We start from the raw sequence: 15,226 nt of genomic DNA, 5'->3' as shown, positions 1-15,226 counted from the left end.
CAGCGCCACCCGGCATGGTTACAAGCTATGAACTTTCACCAATACTATCCCGTCGACATCGTTAACGGCCCTGGCACCCGCTGCACGCTGTTTGTGTCCGGGTGCGTGCATGAATGTCCCGGTTGCTATAACAAAAGCACCTGGCGGCTCAATTCCGGCGAGCCATTTACCAAAGAGATGGAAGACAAGATCATTGCCGATCTGAACGATACGCGAATCAAGCGTCAGGGGATCTCGCTCTCCGGTGGCGATCCGCTACATCCGCAAAACGTGCCGGAAATCCTGCAACTAGTGCAGCGCGTTCGCGCTGAGTGCCCCGGCAAAGATATCTGGGTGTGGACCGGCTACAAGCTCGATGAACTCAACGCCGCGCAAATGCAGGTGGTCGATCTCATCAACGTACTGGTCGATGGCAAATACGTGCAGGATCTTAAAGACCCGGCGCTGATCTGGCGCGGCAGCAGCAACCAGGTTGTGCATCATTTGCGTTGATCGCTAAAGCCGTTTGTTTGCATCGAGATAAACGGCCGAATGTTCTCGCTTGCCGACCGCGACAACAAACACGATCACAACCTCATCCCGAACCTGGTACACCAGACGATAGCCGGACGATTTAAGCTTAATTTTATAGCAATCTGGAAGACCGTTTAAACGGGCAGAGTCAATTCTGGGGTTCAACAACACGTCGGCCAACTTCTTCTTAAACTGAGCCTTCACCGTATCACCCAGTTTATGCCACTCTTTTAAGGCTCTCGGGTCGAATTCCAGTTCATAAGTCATCCAGACTAACCTTGATTCCTTTTTGCGGGCTGGCCAGCCTCTCCCGGACTGTCTGAATCAGTGTATCTTCGCTGTCGCTAACGGTGACGGTTTTCACTGGCATGCGCCCCGTTTCCGCGACGTACTGAAACAGTAATCGCACAGCTTCCGTTGGAGTAATGTTCAGTTTTTCCAGCACGGCATAAGCCTCATTTTTGAGTTTGTCATCCAGACGGACGTTCAGCGTGGCCATTATGCCTCCAGTAGAATCGAATGTGTAATGCAGTTTAGCATTACATACGCATTACATCGAATTATGGATAACGCCTCTCAAAAACGGCTCACGCACTCCATGGCGACCGTTTTGAACTCGGTGAAATTCCGGCATGCGCAGAGCCGTGTCATGGCGCGCTCGCGCAGGAAGGTGACGAAAATATCGTAAATGGCCATCGCTTCTTCGTACTCGCTTTTACTGATGGCGAGCAGGAAGATCACATGCGCCGTTTCATCACCCCATGCAATGCCCTGCGGTGCGAGGATAGTGTAAACCACCGTTTTCTTGGCCAGCAGACCGAGGGCGTGCGGCAGGGCAATGCTGTCACCCAGCATGGTGCTGACGATGGCCTCACGCTCAACCACTGAATCAAGGAACTCTGTGTCGACAAAACCTTCATCCTGCAACTGACGGCATAAGGTTTTGAACAACGTTTGTTGATCCATTGGCTCGTCAAGTACACGAAAATGGGCGGCATCGAAGAATTTGTTCAACATCCACGGGCGGGTTCTGTCCACCAGCACCAGTTTGCCAATTTGTTCCAGTTGATAATCGGTCGGGAACGGCGCAATCATCGCTACAGGCTTATCTTTTTCACCGATCCGCGCGGTAGAGATGACAAAATCTTCGCTGATGCTTTCCCGCTGTTCGTAGTCACGCAGCGTGACGGTATCGACGATCTCTATCTGCGGATACTTACGCGCCAGCACCGCTTCAATCATCCGCGCCATCGCATTTCCGGCATCGCATACCAGCAGAACCTTGGGCTGTCTCTGGTAACCGATGTTGTAACTACGCTCCAGCCCGACACCAATATGCAACACGAGGAAGCCGATCTCATTTTCACTGATGGTGTACGGCGTATATTTTCCCCATCCCGAGACGGCGGCCAGCGTCATGTCCCACGCCATGGGGTAGTGCTGTTTAATATTTTCCAGCAGCGGATTGGGGATCATTATCTGGTAACGCACCCGGGTGATCATCGTCTTAATATGCGTCAGCAGGTCAGCATGTAACTGTTTGTCATTCAACAGGTTGTAGTTGTACTGGGTGTTGATAAAACGCAGGATGTAATTGACCAACGCTTCGTCATCATCCGCATTGATAGCACTGGGCGCAATCTCTTGTACCTGGCGAGCAGCAATATGCACCTGTAGCCAGTTTTCTTCGGAAACGGAAAGCGGTTTGTCTGCCAGGCGGTGCAATACCGCCGCGATTTCCCGCGTGGCCAGGCACACCGATTGATCGGCCTCTTCTGCGGCAAAATCCGGGAGTGGATACCCTTCGCTAATCCGCCGTACCGCCACCGCGCAGTACAAGCGTAAAAACAGCTCGCCCTCATCGGTCAGACGAATATGAAAACGAGCGAAAATATCCTGTAAAACGGGCTGTAGCTGCTCAGGGATCCCGGCATTAAGCGCCTCCTGCATCACTAATGGGTGCTGCGGATCCTGCTGTGCCAGCGTCCACAGCAAATCGGTCAAACAGGCGCGAATCGCCATTTCGCTGCCGAATAGCTTCATGCCGTGGCGGAGACGCGTTTCCAGCGTCAGATGATAACGTTGCAGATGCTCGCGCACCTCAGCCATATCGTTTTGCAGCGTCGCGCGGCTGATAAACCATTCATCAGCCAAATCTTCCAGCTTTAGCGAGAAAGCCGACGTCAGAAAACGCACCACCAGCCAGTGTATCCGTTCCTGGCTGGTTCGAGGGATGCGAAGCAACGCGTTGGGCTGCTGCGTTTGCAGGGTGTTATAACTTGCCGGGTCGTCAATTTTGAGCTGATAACCGTTACCCCGGCTGAGGACAAACTGTGCGCCATACTGGGTGAGCAGCGCGTTTAGCGCGGTGATATCCGCCCGTACGGTGCGTGTGGAAACCGACAACCGCTGCGCCAGCTCGTCCTGTGGAAGCGCTTCGTTTTGCAACATGTCAAACAGCTGTGCTAAACGTTGGTTGGGAAATCGCACGTCAGTTTCCTCATCAGTCAGTTAGCCTACGCAGGCCCGGGTCATCGCCATCAGTTGGCGTACGTCATCCGGACGAGTGTTACCACTCACCTTATCAATAATCGAACTATAGATGTGAGGAATGATTTTACTCACTCCGGCATCGAGGGCAATCTGCAGGATTTCAGTGAAATTATCCAGATCGATACCGCCAGTTGGCTCCAGCCAGAAGTCATGACGGGCGCAGGCCTGCGCTACGGCAATGTACTCTTCACGGCATTTCAGGCCGCCCATCGGGAAGTATTTAATCGAGCTACCGCCCATGTCTTTGAGCAGCGCAATCGCGGTTTCTACCGGCACAATACCGTCCGGCGTCTGGCTGCTTAGCGGACCGGTGGAGATTTTCACCCTGCCCGGCATGCCGGTTGGCGAGACCAGACCGTTGACCACTGTCTCCTGCTGGCCCAGCAGCGCGCGACTGGTGGCCACACCGGTAAAGACCTGATTAACATGCTGGGGCTGCACCTGACGGGAAATTTCACTGACCATCGCCGACTGGTTAGGATCGCCTGCCCCCAATCCCACGGAGAGCGCATTGTCGATAAGCGCTGCGTATTCACGCATATCCGCTACTGCGCTTGCGACATCCGGGTAATTTTTTGACAACACACCAACCAACACGTGTCCTTCCGCCGCCGCGTAAATATCCCGCGCATTTTCTTTGGAGCCTGCCAGCACGTTCAGGCAGACGCGGTCGCGATAAAAGTTAGGGGTCAGTTTCATGCGTTTTTCTCCTGCGAAATCACTTCACCAATTCGACGGGCCACAATCTCCAGCTGCGCACGATCGACGCTGCGCACATCGGCTTCGATAATGCCTTCGTTAGCTTTGTAACCACGGAAGTAAATCGCGTACTCGCCTTGTTTCAGGGCTTCAACCAGTTCGCCCGTGGCGATCCCGGTTACCGCTTCATCAAACTTAATTTCCGTGCGTGCGATGTCGCGCCCTGCGCTATCCCACACCACGCGGGCGCTCACGCCGTTAAGCTGGTTCAACGCATTAATGAACGGCGTCATTTTCTCGACCATCTCCGCGCCACTCTCTTTCTGCGCGTTCAGATACAGTTCGATGGCGCAGGTTAGGCCAAGAATTCCCTCTTTCCCCACCTTCATCGCCCGGCCAATTCCCGCCGTCTGGCGTTTCACCCACTCAACGTACTGGGTTTTACCTATCACCAGACCGCTGGTTGGTCCTTCAATCGCCTTCGCGCCACTATAAATAACCAGATCTGCGCCAACCCGGTAGTAGCATTGCAAATCTTCTTCCGCCGCCGCGTCCACGATCAGCGGCAGGTTATGCGTACGCGCCACCACCGCAGCCTGCTCCACGCTGAGCATACTTTTCTGGACGCAGTGGTGAGATTTGATATACAGAATGGCCGCCGTACGCGGTGTAATGGCCGCAGCCAGCTGCGCCGCGGAACATTCGTTGGCATAACCAGCCTCCACTAACTTACCGCCGCCAAGCGCCACCATGGTACCCACCGGAGCGCCAAAGTTGACGTTGTGGCCTCTGGGCAGCACGATTTCGTTGTTCTCGATGGGCGTGACGTGTAGGTTCTCCAGCAGCCAGTCGCTGTCTTTAACCAATACGCCAGCCACCGACAGGGCGATCCCCGCCGAGGCGCAAGAGACAACGGTTGCCCCTTCCACTTCCAGCAATTTCGCGATGTAGTCGCCGGTTTTATTCACCAGGTCTTTCATCTCAAAGTATTGATTCATCCCGGCCATCGCGGCTTCAACCACTTCTGGTCGCGGCGTGGAAACGCCGAGCGCCGTCATGCGGCCGGAGGTATTAATCACCTGTTTTAAATCGTATTTCTCAAAAATCGAAGGCATGTTCCGCGCTCCCTTGTTCGGTCATATAGCCCTTGCCCGCACGTATTGCGGCAAGCGGCACCAGCAGTTGTTCAGCCTGCAGGCTGTCGTTTTCTGCATCTACCAGCACGGTTGGCTGGCGCTTAAGCGTAAAGAGGGTTAAATCAGCATCCAGACCGACCTGCAGTCGCCCCTTCTGTTTCAGGCGCAGGCCGTCGGCAGCATTGGCGGTAACGCACTCAATGACCTGCGGAAGCGACATCCCAATGGCGAGAAATTTCGACATCACATTCGCCAGAGAATGGACCGGGCCGCTGATACGGTTGCGACAGTAAATATCGGAACTGATGGTGTGTGGCAAAATCCCCAGTTCAATAGCGCGTTTTGCCACCGCAAAGCTCAGGCTGGCGGTGCCATGCCCAACGTCCAGACGCACGCCGCGTGAAATCGCCCGCGTCACTGACGCCCGCAGCTCGCCTTGCGGCGTCAGAATGCGGTTCGGCTTACCGTTGTAGCAGTGGGTAATGATGTCACCCGCGCTCAGGCGCTCGGCGATCTCATCCAGATCCGGCGGGTTGTTGCCGATGTGCACCATCAGCGGCAGGTCGCCGTTCTCTTTTTGCATCGCTTTGGCGCGATCCAGCGGCGTGATGCCATTTTCACCGACTACGCTGCTACTCATACGTGCCTTCAGACCGACGATAAAATCAGGGTGGCGTTTCACCGCCTCTCGCACCGCATCAGCGTCAATATTGGCCATGTTGGCCAGCTCGTTCTGGGCGATAAGCCCAACGCGGGAGATATTCAGCAACGCATACACCTCGGTGGCAGCTTCCCGGGTCAGGGTGTAAAAATCGTCGATGTCATCCGCCCCGGTACTGCCCGCATCCACCACGGTAGTGACGCCGGTCGCAATACCGACGCTATCCGGCTGGTCGTGGTAAATCGGGGATTTCGGGTAGCAATGAACGTGGGAGTCAATCCAGCCTGCGCTGACGTAGCACTCGCCGCCCAGCTCAATGGTTTTCAGCGCCGGGCCATCAACGTCGCCCAACGCCGCGATCTTGCCGTCTTTGAGCGCAATATCGCTCACCGTATCGTCAACGAGGCGCGCACGGCGCAGGAGTAAATCAAACATCGCTCTCTCCTATGCCGGATGGCAGCGTAACCGCCTTATCCGGCCTGCAAATCAACAGTTAGCTAATGGCAATCGGGAAGATGGACCCGAGGATCATTGCCCCAAGGATCGCCCCGCCGGTAATCGGTTTTTGCCACAGATAAAACAGCAGCGCACCCGCCAGAGAACCGATTCCGATAGGAATAGAAGCCGTCATCGCGCTGAGGATAATCAACGGTCCGAGGAAGCGGCCGGAGGCGTTACCGGCCCCCATCATGACGTCCGCACCGTAGGTTGAGTCGCTCTGGTTGATGGTGAACTTACGCGCCAGAATGATGATGTAGCCAATCGCCAAACCAATCACCAGACCAGTGACCAGCGAGGCGGCAAAGTTGGCGACCGGGAAGATAATGCCCGCGCCCAGCAGCAGCGCCGGAACACCTAACCCAACCCCGGTCTGAATCGCCCCGCCGATATCCAGAATACCCACCAGCGAACCTTCAATGATGCGGGCAAACAGGAAACTTGCGCCAAATGCCGCCACCGCCCCGTAGGAGCCGGTATCCATTCCAGCTTTCAGCATCGCCACAAAAGCCACTTCGTTAAATGCGCCAATACCGTACAGGTAGTACATGTGCGTTCCGGCAAATACGCCGGATGAGAGCAGGCCCACGAAGATCGGGAACGACCAGTCAGCGAACCAAAAACCTTTATTCTGTTCCATGATGACCTCCGTTATTTGCCGCTGAGCGAGTTGTGGATAAGTTCGAGCCAGTTAGGCACGGTCAGATGGAAGGATTCGATCATCTTCATATCGAAACCGCGGAAGAAGCCGCTCAGGACAAACAGCGCGACGATAGCTACCATCATCACTTTCGTGACGTGGTTCCAGCCGCTTTCTTCAACACCTTTGCCGATCAGAATGCCGAGCACCAGTCCCGGAACGGCGTTGCCCATGATCAGCTGCGCCGCGCCGCCAAAAACGGTGGCCCAGAAGCCGGATTTCTTACCGGCGTCGATCGCCGCCAGCCAGAAGATCACCGGCATCACGGTGTTAACCAGCAGGTTAGCCGCGGGCACCAGCACCTTGACGGCGGTAACCTGCAGCGCTTCCGGTACGGATGACGCAGTGAGGTTCAGGAAGGTCACCACGATCATCCCGATAACGCCGCAGGCAATTGCCATGCGCTTAGGATCGTGCAGCGTTTCACCGACGTTGCGATTTTTAATCATCAGCGCGGCGGCGCCCCAGTTGGGGATGATGCGATGGTCGACGTCCTGAGTGAACGCCCCCGCCGCAACGGAGGAAGCCCAGGCGTTAAAGAAGAAGCCCAGGCCGAACGAGAAGTGAGAAGCCGGATCCCCTTCGCAGGAATTCAGTTCTCCAAGAGTACGAAACGCGCCCATCCCTTGAGTGGTAGGCGCATGAAACATGCGTGCAGCCCCAGCGCCGACACCAACGCCAACCAACGCGCCGATGATGAGCGATTTTATTAATATTATCAGGAACATAATTATGCCTTTTAATAGGAAATCAGCGTTGCGTAACGAAATCCACCTTGTCGAGATTGATGGCAGTCACGTTGACGGTCACGTCCAGCTCCACGCTGAAAGTGCGTCTTTCCCGGCGCAAAAAGAGGAATAAAAACGCCTCTTTACGCACCGATTCACGCGCTTGAACAACCTGCACATCCTGTGGCTCAATACGCAGTAAGATATGCGGCGACGCTTTCATCACCGCAGCCTGAACGTGGTTCAGGGCATCGGCAAAGGCGCGAGCTTTGGTCTCGCCCTTACCCGTGACTCTCACCGTGGTGGTGAATTGCTCTTTCATGCTTAAGCGCCGTGTTTCTTTTGCCAGGCCTGCACCAGGCGCTCGCCGAGCTCTTCTTTGTCCATAAATCCGAATCCCAGTACGTTGCACCCTTCGTTGATGGCGGTTACCCCTTCATCGACCGAACGCATGCCGTATTTCGCCTTGTAGCCGTATTTGGTCTGCGCAGTAATCGCACCCGCACCACCGCTGCCGCAAAACGAGATACCAAAGGTGGCGTTTTCCGCCTTCATCACGTCACCCAGCTTCATATCTGCTGCAACACCCGGCACCACAACGGCACGGCCACCCGCTTTCTCTACGCCTGCCGCCACTTTCTGGCCTTTACCCAGACGATCGCCAATCACTACGGTAATCTGTTCCATCTTTTTCTCCTTAAAGGTTGTCTTTCGCGACTTCAAAGTGCACCGACAGCAGCCAGGCCTCTTCCTCAGGAAGATTGCCAAACTCGGCGACCACGTCGCGGGCAAGCGCCATTGACTCGGCAGATATTTCATCAAACAAGCTGGCATCGACTTCTGGTAAGGGTTCACCCGTTACCGAGCGGTGCGCCATGGCGCGAACATGCGACGTCAGCATCTGTTCCTGTACGGCGTTGGGAATAATGTTGCGTTCACGCAGCAAGGCATACACCTGCGCCAGCATGCGGTCGGCCAGTTCCACCGATTCCCCCATGTCATTCATTACAGCTCCGTTATTCACTCGTCTTACCCCGTTAATGTCTCTGAGGGTAAATTAGCGACGGAGGTTATAAGTTTGTAGCGAGTTGTTTTCCACTTCGAAGTGGAAAGGTGTGCAGCGATAGTGATCTGTGCCGCAAAAAGGGCTGGAACCACGATTTATCACCGGAAGAATGTGATTGAGATCGCAAGAGTGGGCCGCAAAATGGAAGGAAGTGCGAACAATGAATGGACGATAAAAATGAAAAAATGTGATGGGGATAGCGTTTACTTATGGGGCGTGCAGTAGCGGGGGATTTCATCCGGCCTACAGGTATGTAGGCCGGATAGCGCAGATTAGCGGAACTTCTTGTGGTTTTCGTTGCGCGTGGTTTTCAGCTCTTCCGCAACGGCTTTCGCCTCTTTAACTTTACCTTCGTTCGCCAGCTTCAGCGCGCCGTCAATCTGGCCGATCAGCGTGTCAAAGCCGTGGCGGAAATCCTTCATCTCCGGGCTGTCCGGGGATTTGTTTTCCAGCTTCGGCGGCGTACCTTTTTGCGCGTCCAGCGCGGCTGCACGCATTTTGGTTAACGCGTCTTTCAGTTCAGTCGCATTATCCGTTTTTTCGACAATTTTCAGGTTGTCGTTGAGGATCCCCATGTCATCTTCGAGATCGGCTGCAAACGCAGAAGAACCAAGAACCAGCGTTGAAGCCGCGACGATCGCTAACAGGTGTTTACGCATTGCTCACTTCCTTTTTTATTATTAAAAATTAACGCCTTAACGAGTATTACTGCCCGGCGATTTTCATCTCCGGTAACAATACCGAACCACATTGGATATTACTGCGCGTTTCAATATCGTTCCCCACGGTCACAATATTGCGCCACATCTCTTTTAAGTTACCGGCGATGGTAATTTCGCTCACCGGATACTGAATTTCACCATTTTCGACCCAGAAGCCCGCCGCGCCGCGCGAGTAATCGCCGGTAATGCCGCTTACGCCCTGTCCCATCAGCTCAGTAACCACAAGACCTGTGCCCATCTCTTTGAGCAACTGCTCGAAGCTTAGACCTTGTCCCGGAATTCGCCAGTTGTGGATCCCGCCTGCATGCCCAGTGCTCTTCAGGCCCAGCTTACGTGCGGAATAGTTAGTCAACAGCCATTGAGTCAGCACGCCTTCTTTAATGATGTCACGGCGTTCAGTCCGTACCCCTTCACTGTCGAACGGCGACGACGCCAGTCCCTTCAGCAGGTGCGGATGTTCTTCAATAGTCAGCCATTCCGGCAGAATTTGTTTGCCCAGCGAATCCAGCAGGAAGGTGGATTTGCGGTACACCGAACCGCCGGCGATCGCGCCGACCAGGTGTCCGAACAGTCCGGTCGCCACTTCGTTGGCGAAAATCACCGGCGCTTTCATGGTGGACAGCTTACGCGGCGACAAACGAGATAAGGTGCGGCGAGCACAGTCAGCCCCTACCCACTCCGGCGTTTGCAGATCGCCCATCGCCCGGCCAATGGTGTAGGCGTAATCGCGTTCCATATCGCCATTTTCTTCCGCGATTACACAGCTGGAAAGGGAATGACGCGTGGAGCAGTAGCCCTGCAGCATGCCGTGGCTGTTACCAAACACTTTGATGCCATAGTGGCTGTTAAAGCTGCCGCCTTCGGTATTGGTGATACGCTTATCAGCCTGCAGCGCCGCCTGTTCAGCACGAGCAGCCAGTTCGATGGCTTCATCAGGGGAAACTTCCGCCGGGTGGAACAGGTCCAGATCGGGCGCATCAAAGGCCAGCAGTTCTTTATCTGCCACGCCTGCGCACGGATCCGGCGAAGTGTAACGTGCAATGTCCAGCGCAGCCTGCACGGTGCGTGCAATCGCCTGCGGGCTTAAATCGGTGGACGATGCGCTGCCCTTACGGTTCTGGTGATAAACCGTAATCCCCAGTGCACCATCGCTATTGAATTCGACGTTCTCCACTTCACCATAACGGGTGCTGACGCTAATACCCGTGGTCTTGCTCACAGCGACTTCCGCGCCATCCGACTTACCTGACGCTAATTCCAGTGCCGTCGAGACTGCTTCTTCCAGAATCTTACGCTGCGCTTCAACTTGTGAGATTACTTTCATCGCAAATGCCATAATGTAGAGAGAGTTTCTCTGAAGTCTAACAGAGAACCGTTTTTCAGTGCGCATCTTAACTGGTAACATTAGCCTCTTTTTTTAAGGAGCCTGAAATGACAAAGCAGCCCGAAGACTGGCTCGACGACGTTCCCGGTGATGACATCGAAGACGAAGACGATGAAATTATCTGGGTCAGTAAAAGTGAAATTAAACGCGATGCCGAGGAGTTAAAACGCCTGGGTGCGGAACTGGTTGATCTGGGGAAAAACGCGCTGGATAAGATCCCGCTTGATGCGGATTTACGTGCCGCCATTGAGCTGGCCCAGCGTATTAAGATGGAAGGACGTCGCCGCCAGTTGCAGTTGATTGGCAAAATGTTGCGCCAGCGCGATGTTGATCCTATCCGTCAGGCGCTGGACAAGCTGAAAAATCGCCACAACCAGCAGGTCGTTGTCTTCCATAAGCTGGAGCAACTGCGTGACCGTATGGTTGACGGTAGCGATGAAGCCATCGAAGAAGTGATGAGTCTGTGGCCTGACGCCGACCGCCAGCAACTGCGTTCGCTGGTGCGTAACGCCAGGAAAGAAAAAGCGGGCAACAAGCCGCCAAAATCTTCCCGCCAGATCTTCCAGTATCTGCGTGAACTGGCGGAAAACGAGGCCTAACCTCTTTGTCCGCCGAAAGTGCCGGATGGCGGTGCAATCACCTTATCCGGCCTACAATCCGTTAACACGTTGTAGGCCCGGTAAGCGTAGCGCCACCGGGCATTTTTTTACTCTTCCGCTTCTGCCTGAGCTTTCTTCGCCAGGCCATCCAGCAGTTTTTGATGAATACCACCAAATCCGCCGTTGCTCATCACCAGAATGTGATCGCCTGGCTGCGCGGTTTTCACCACCATATCTGCCAGGGCATCAACATCGCCACTCCAGTGTGCCGGCTGAACGCAGGCTTCAGCGACTTCGGCTACCTGCCACGGAATATGCGGAGGTTGCAGCAGGAACACTTCGTCCGCACGGCCTAACGACGGCGCCAGATCGTCTTTGCACAGGCCCATTTTCATGGTGTTCGAGCGAGGCTCCAGCACTGCGATGATGCGCGCCGTACCGCCCACTTTACCGCGCAACGCCGCAAGCGTTGCCAGAATGGCCGTCGGGTGATGGGCAAAATCGTCATACACCGTCACGCCATTGGCTTCACCGCGCAGCTCGAGACGACGACGGGCGTTAATGAATGAACCGAGCGCATTAGCTGCATCTGCAGGCACGACGCCCACATGGCGCGCGGCCGCAATCGCCATCAGACCGTTATGCATATTGTGCTCGCCCACCAGGCCCCACTTCACTTCACCGACTTTTTCACCGTCCAGCCATACTTCCCACTCAGAAGCATCGGTGGTCAGTTTTTTCGCCTGCCAGTGACCTTGTTCGCCCACCAGTTCTTGTTCGCTCCAGCAGCCCATCGCCATCGTTTGTTTCAGATTGATGTCGTTTTCCGGGTAGATGATGCGTCCCTGGCCCGGCACGATACGCACCAGATGGTGGAACTGTTTCTGGATCGCTTTCAAATCGTCAAAGATGTCCGCGTGATCGAACTCAAGGTTGTTGAGGATCAGCGTACGCGGGCAGTAATGCACGAATTTAGAACGCTTGTCGAAGAACGCGCAGTCGTACTCATCCGCTTCAATCACGAAGAAGTCGCTTTCGCCCAGACGCGCAGAAACCTCGAAGTTACCCGGTACGCCGCCGATCACAAAGCCAGGCTTATAGCCGCAGGCTTCGAGGATCCAGGTCGCCATTCCGGCGGTGGTGGTTTTGCCGTGCGTACCCGCAACCGCCAGTACCCAGCGGTCGCGCAATACAAAGTCATGCAGCCACTGCGGACCAGACATGTACGGAATGTTCTTCTCGAGAACCGCTTCCACACACGGATTACCACGGGTCATGGCATTGCCGATGATCACTAAGTCCGGCTGCGGGTCGAGCTGGCTGGCATCGTAACCCTGAATCAGATCAATGCCTTGCTTCTCAAGTAAGGTACTCATCGGCGGATACACATTGGCGTCCGAACCGGTTACTTCATGACCGAGCGAGCGCGCCAGCATCGCCAGACCGCCCATGAAAGTGCCACAAATTCCCAAAATATGAATGCGCATACGTCACTATCCTTTTTTAATCTGGGGGCCATTTTACGCACATGTCCGGCAAGTGAGAAACGCATTTCAGGATATTCCGCAGTTTGCTGGCGCGATTCACCTAAGCGCAACAATGGAAATATTTGTTAATATTGTTGCGGTCGCTTTACTCCACATAAATTGCAGGGAAAGTGTTATGAAAACGTTAGGTGAATTTATTGTCGAAAAGCAGCACGAGTTTTCTCATGCTACCGGTGAACTCACTGCTTTGTTGTCGGCAATAAAGCTGGGCGCCAAGATCATCCACCGCGATATCAACAAGGCCGGTCTGGTCGATATCCTGGGTGCCAGCGGTGCTGAGAACGTGCAGGGAGAGGTTCAGCAAAAACTCGATCTGTTCGCGAACGAAAAACTGAAAGCTGCACTGAAGGCGCGCGACATTGTGGCGGGCATTGCCTCGGAAGAAGAAGATGAAATCGTCGTCTTTGAAGGCTGTGAACACGCTAAATACGTTGTGCTAATGGATCCGCTGGATGGCTCATCCAACATCGATGTTAACGTCTCTGTCGGTACGATTTTCTCTATTTACCGCCGCGTAACCCCAGTCGGCACACCGGTCACGGAAGAGGATTTCCTGCAACCGGGCAACAAGCAGGTTGCTGCAGGTTACGTGGTTTATGGTTCTTCCACCATGCTGGTGTACACCACCGGCTGTGGCGTGCACGCCTTCACCTACGATCCTTCTCTGGGCGTATTCTGCCTCAGCCAGGAACGTATGCGCTTCCCGGCGAAAGGCAGCACGTACTCCATTAACGAAGGTAACTACATCAAATTCCCGAACGGCGTGAAGAAGTACATTAAATTCTGCCAGGAAGAAGATAAGTCAACCCAGCGCCCGTACACCTCGCGCTACATTGGCTCTCTGGTTGCCGACTTCCATCGCAATCTGCTGAAAGGCGGGATCTACCTGTACCCAAGCACTGCCAGCCACCCGGAAGGGAAACTGCGTCTGCTGTATGAATGCAACCCAATGGCCCTGCTGGCCGAGCAAGCGGGCGGCAAGGCGAGCGACGGTAAAAATCGTATTCTGGATATCATCCCGGAAAGCCTGCACCAGCGCCGCTCCTTCTTCGTGGGTAACGACCATATGGTTGAAGATGTAGAACGCTTTATCCGCGAGTTCCCGGACGCGTAAGCGCAACATCCGGCCTACAGCACGCTGCAGGCCGGATAAGCGAAGTGCCATCCGGCACAATACGGTGATATTGCCGGATGGCGGCGTAAACGCCTTTATCCGGCCTACGCACGGTTAGGCTGTCTGTAGCTTAAATACGGCCATTGCTTCGATTAGCGCTGAAGACTGTTCTTCCAGCGAGCGGGTAGCCGCTGACGACTGCTGTACCAGCGCCGCATTTTGCTGCGCCGTTTCATCCATCTGAATCACCGCAATATTCACCTGCTCTATGCCGCGACTCTGTTCCTGGGACGCACTGGCAATTTCACGCATCAGTTTGGTCATGCGCATGACTTCATTGGCAATCTCATCCATGGTTTCGCCCGCCTGCTGCGCCAGCTCACTACCTTCCCCTACGTGGGTGTGTGAATCACTGATTAACGTGCGGATCTCTTTGGCCGCCTCGGCGCTGCGGCTGGCCAGATTACGTACTTCACCTGCAACAACCGCAAAGCCCCGCCCCTGCTCACCGGCGCGCGCCGCTTCAACGGAAGCGTTGAGCGCCAGGATATTGGTCTGGAAAGCAATACCGTCGATTACGCTGAGGATGTCGGCGATTCGGCTGGAGCTGCCGGAAATATCGCGCATTTTCTCGATCACATAGCACACCATTTCGCTACCGCGATCGGCGGTATCCGACACCGATTTTGCCAGTTGGTGAGCCTGTTCCGCGTTCTGCGCATTCTGTTTCACCGTCGCCGTGAGTTCTTCCATGCTGGCGGCGGTCTGCTCCAGTGAAGTGGCTGTCGATTCAGTGCGTTGCGCCAGATGCTGGTTCCCGGCCGTCAGTTCACGACTGCCAATATCAATTTGCGAACTGGCATCGCGTACGCGTTGTACCGAGTCACCCAGCGCATGGCGCATGTCATCCATTGCCGCGTTCAGTCGGTTGAATTCAGCGCTGGCCGACAGCGTGGTAACCGGTGATAAATCCCCCGTCGCCAGACGTTCCAGTTGCTCAACCATATTATCCAGCGGTTTGAGAAACTTATTTCGCAGCATAAACCAAATAACCGCCAGCAATGCGATAGCAGCCAACATCGCAGCGCTCATAATACCGTGATAAATCAATGAGGTAATGACACGCGTCGAGGCATATAGCCCCATACCACCGGTCAGTAACAGAAGGAAAGTCAGCAAAGACAATAACACCAACAAACTTGATCGAATTGAAAGGGATTTTGGCATCGTTATATTTCCGGTTGTAGGGTTAAAACAGACCTGTACAGAACCTATCGACTACAACCGGAAAAAGTTTAGGTATTTA

At 54.6% G+C, this 15,226-nt stretch carries 18 protein-coding genes; 3 read left to right on the top strand and 15 right to left on the bottom strand.

Translation table 11 applies throughout. The features are described from left to right. Positions 1 to 27 precede the first annotated feature (27 nt). Positions 28 to 492 carry an anaerobic ribonucleoside-triphosphate reductase-activating protein gene (gene nrdG / locus OGV57_RS12035; RefSeq protein ID WP_003839580.1) on the top strand — a complete coding sequence of 155 codons (465 nt, stop codon included), beginning with the start codon at positions 28 to 30 and terminating at the stop codon, positions 490 to 492. Between the two features lie 3 nt (positions 493 to 495). On the opposite strand, the gene OGV57_RS12030 is transcribed toward nrdG, so the two are convergent. From OGV57_RS12030 to pmbA, 13 genes are all read right to left on the bottom strand, one after another. Further along, the gene (locus tag OGV57_RS12030) at positions 496 to 780 is read right to left on the bottom strand and encodes a type II toxin-antitoxin system RelE family toxin (protein ID WP_016149473.1); all 285 of its coding nucleotides are present in this window, start codon (positions 778 to 780) and stop codon (positions 496 to 498) included. Next, positions 770 to 1,012 carry a type II toxin-antitoxin system RelB/DinJ family antitoxin gene (locus OGV57_RS12025; RefSeq protein ID WP_003839576.1) on the bottom strand — a complete coding sequence of 81 codons (243 nt, stop codon included), beginning with the start codon at positions 1,010 to 1,012 and terminating at the stop codon, positions 770 to 772. The genes OGV57_RS12030 and OGV57_RS12025 overlap by 11 nt, the downstream gene beginning before the upstream one ends. Positions 1,013 to 1,089: 77 nt before the next feature. After that, entirely contained in the window at positions 1,090 to 3,003 is a 1,914-nt protein-coding gene (locus tag OGV57_RS12020) for a BglG family transcription antiterminator (protein ID WP_286531165.1), read from the bottom strand. Between the two features lie 21 nt (positions 3,004 to 3,024). Further along, a complete protein-coding gene (dagF, locus tag OGV57_RS12015; protein ID WP_048216922.1) occupies positions 3,025 to 3,765 on the bottom strand; it encodes a 2-dehydro-3-deoxy-phosphogluconate aldolase in 741 nt (246 codons plus the stop codon). Further along, entirely contained in the window at positions 3,762 to 4,880 is a 1,119-nt protein-coding gene (locus OGV57_RS12010) for a DgaE family pyridoxal phosphate-dependent ammonia lyase (RefSeq protein ID WP_054527995.1), read from the bottom strand. Before OGV57_RS12010 ends, dagF begins: the two co-directional genes overlap by 4 nt. Then, positions 4,864 to 5,997: an amidohydrolase/deacetylase family metallohydrolase gene (locus OGV57_RS12005; RefSeq protein ID WP_016149471.1), complete on the bottom strand. Its 1,134-nt coding sequence runs from the start codon at positions 5,995 to 5,997 to the stop codon at positions 4,864 to 4,866. The genes OGV57_RS12010 and OGV57_RS12005 overlap by 17 nt, the downstream gene beginning before the upstream one ends. Positions 5,998 to 6,055: 58 nt before the next feature. Next, positions 6,056 to 6,700, bottom strand: coding sequence for a DUF4310 family protein (locus OGV57_RS12000; RefSeq protein ID WP_003830379.1), 645 nt, complete (start codon positions 6,698 to 6,700; stop codon positions 6,056 to 6,058). 11 nt (positions 6,701 to 6,711) lie between these two features. After that, entirely contained in the window at positions 6,712 to 7,488 is a 777-nt protein-coding gene (locus tag OGV57_RS11995; protein ID WP_003025764.1) for a DUF4311 domain-containing protein, read from the bottom strand. Positions 7,489 to 7,510: 22 nt separating this feature from the next. Continuing rightward, positions 7,511 to 7,810 carry a DUF4312 family protein gene (locus tag OGV57_RS11990; protein ID WP_003025762.1) on the bottom strand — a complete coding sequence of 100 codons (300 nt, stop codon included), beginning with the start codon at positions 7,808 to 7,810 and terminating at the stop codon, positions 7,511 to 7,513. A 2-nt stretch (positions 7,811 to 7,812) separates the two neighbouring features. Further along, on the bottom strand, positions 7,813 to 8,175 hold the full coding sequence (locus OGV57_RS11985) for an SFCGS family glycine-rich protein (RefSeq protein ID WP_003830384.1): 363 nt from the start codon (positions 8,173 to 8,175) through the stop codon (positions 7,813 to 7,815). A 10-nt stretch (positions 8,176 to 8,185) separates the two neighbouring features. Continuing rightward, positions 8,186 to 8,494, bottom strand: a complete 309-nt coding sequence (locus OGV57_RS11980) for a glycine dehydrogenase (protein WP_003025758.1) — start codon at positions 8,492 to 8,494, stop codon at positions 8,186 to 8,188. Between the two features lie 332 nt (positions 8,495 to 8,826). Further along, the gene (cybC, locus tag OGV57_RS11975; protein ID WP_003025756.1) at positions 8,827 to 9,213 is read right to left on the bottom strand and encodes a cytochrome b562; all 387 of its coding nucleotides are present in this window, start codon (positions 9,211 to 9,213) and stop codon (positions 8,827 to 8,829) included. A 46-nt stretch (positions 9,214 to 9,259) separates the two neighbouring features. Then, positions 9,260 to 10,612, bottom strand: coding sequence for a metalloprotease PmbA (gene pmbA, locus OGV57_RS11970; protein WP_032937740.1), 1,353 nt, complete (start codon positions 10,610 to 10,612; stop codon positions 9,260 to 9,262). A gap of 95 nt (positions 10,613 to 10,707) precedes the next feature. On the opposite strand from pmbA, the gene yjgA reads away from it, so the two are divergent. Continuing rightward, complete coding sequence (gene yjgA, locus OGV57_RS11965) at positions 10,708 to 11,259, top strand: ribosome biogenesis factor YjgA (RefSeq protein WP_003839565.1); 552 nt, start codon at positions 10,708 to 10,710, stop codon at positions 11,257 to 11,259. Positions 11,260 to 11,366: 107 nt separating this feature from the next. Here the strand turns inward: yjgA and mpl are convergent, their stop codons facing one another. After that, entirely contained in the window at positions 11,367 to 12,746 is a 1,380-nt protein-coding gene (gene mpl / locus OGV57_RS11960) for a UDP-N-acetylmuramate:L-alanyl-gamma-D-glutamyl-meso-diaminopimelate ligase (RefSeq protein WP_003839563.1), read from the bottom strand. A 175-nt stretch (positions 12,747 to 12,921) separates the two neighbouring features. On the opposite strand from mpl, the gene fbp reads away from it, so the two are divergent. Next, positions 12,922 to 13,920 carry a class 1 fructose-bisphosphatase gene (gene fbp, locus OGV57_RS11955; RefSeq protein ID WP_003025742.1) on the top strand — a complete coding sequence of 333 codons (999 nt, stop codon included), beginning with the start codon at positions 12,922 to 12,924 and terminating at the stop codon, positions 13,918 to 13,920. A 114-nt stretch (positions 13,921 to 14,034) separates the two neighbouring features. Here the strand turns inward: fbp and OGV57_RS11950 are convergent, their stop codons facing one another. Then, positions 14,035 to 15,147, bottom strand: a complete 1,113-nt coding sequence (locus tag OGV57_RS11950; RefSeq protein ID WP_003839560.1) for a methyl-accepting chemotaxis protein — start codon at positions 15,145 to 15,147, stop codon at positions 14,035 to 14,037. Positions 15,148 to 15,226: the final 79 nt, after the last annotated feature.

Source organism: Citrobacter sp. Cf087, from assembly GCF_030334285.1.
Taxonomy (GTDB): domain Bacteria; phylum Pseudomonadota; class Gammaproteobacteria; order Enterobacterales; family Enterobacteriaceae; genus Citrobacter; species Citrobacter freundii.
This window is presented reverse-complemented; position numbering and strand designations above follow the sequence as displayed.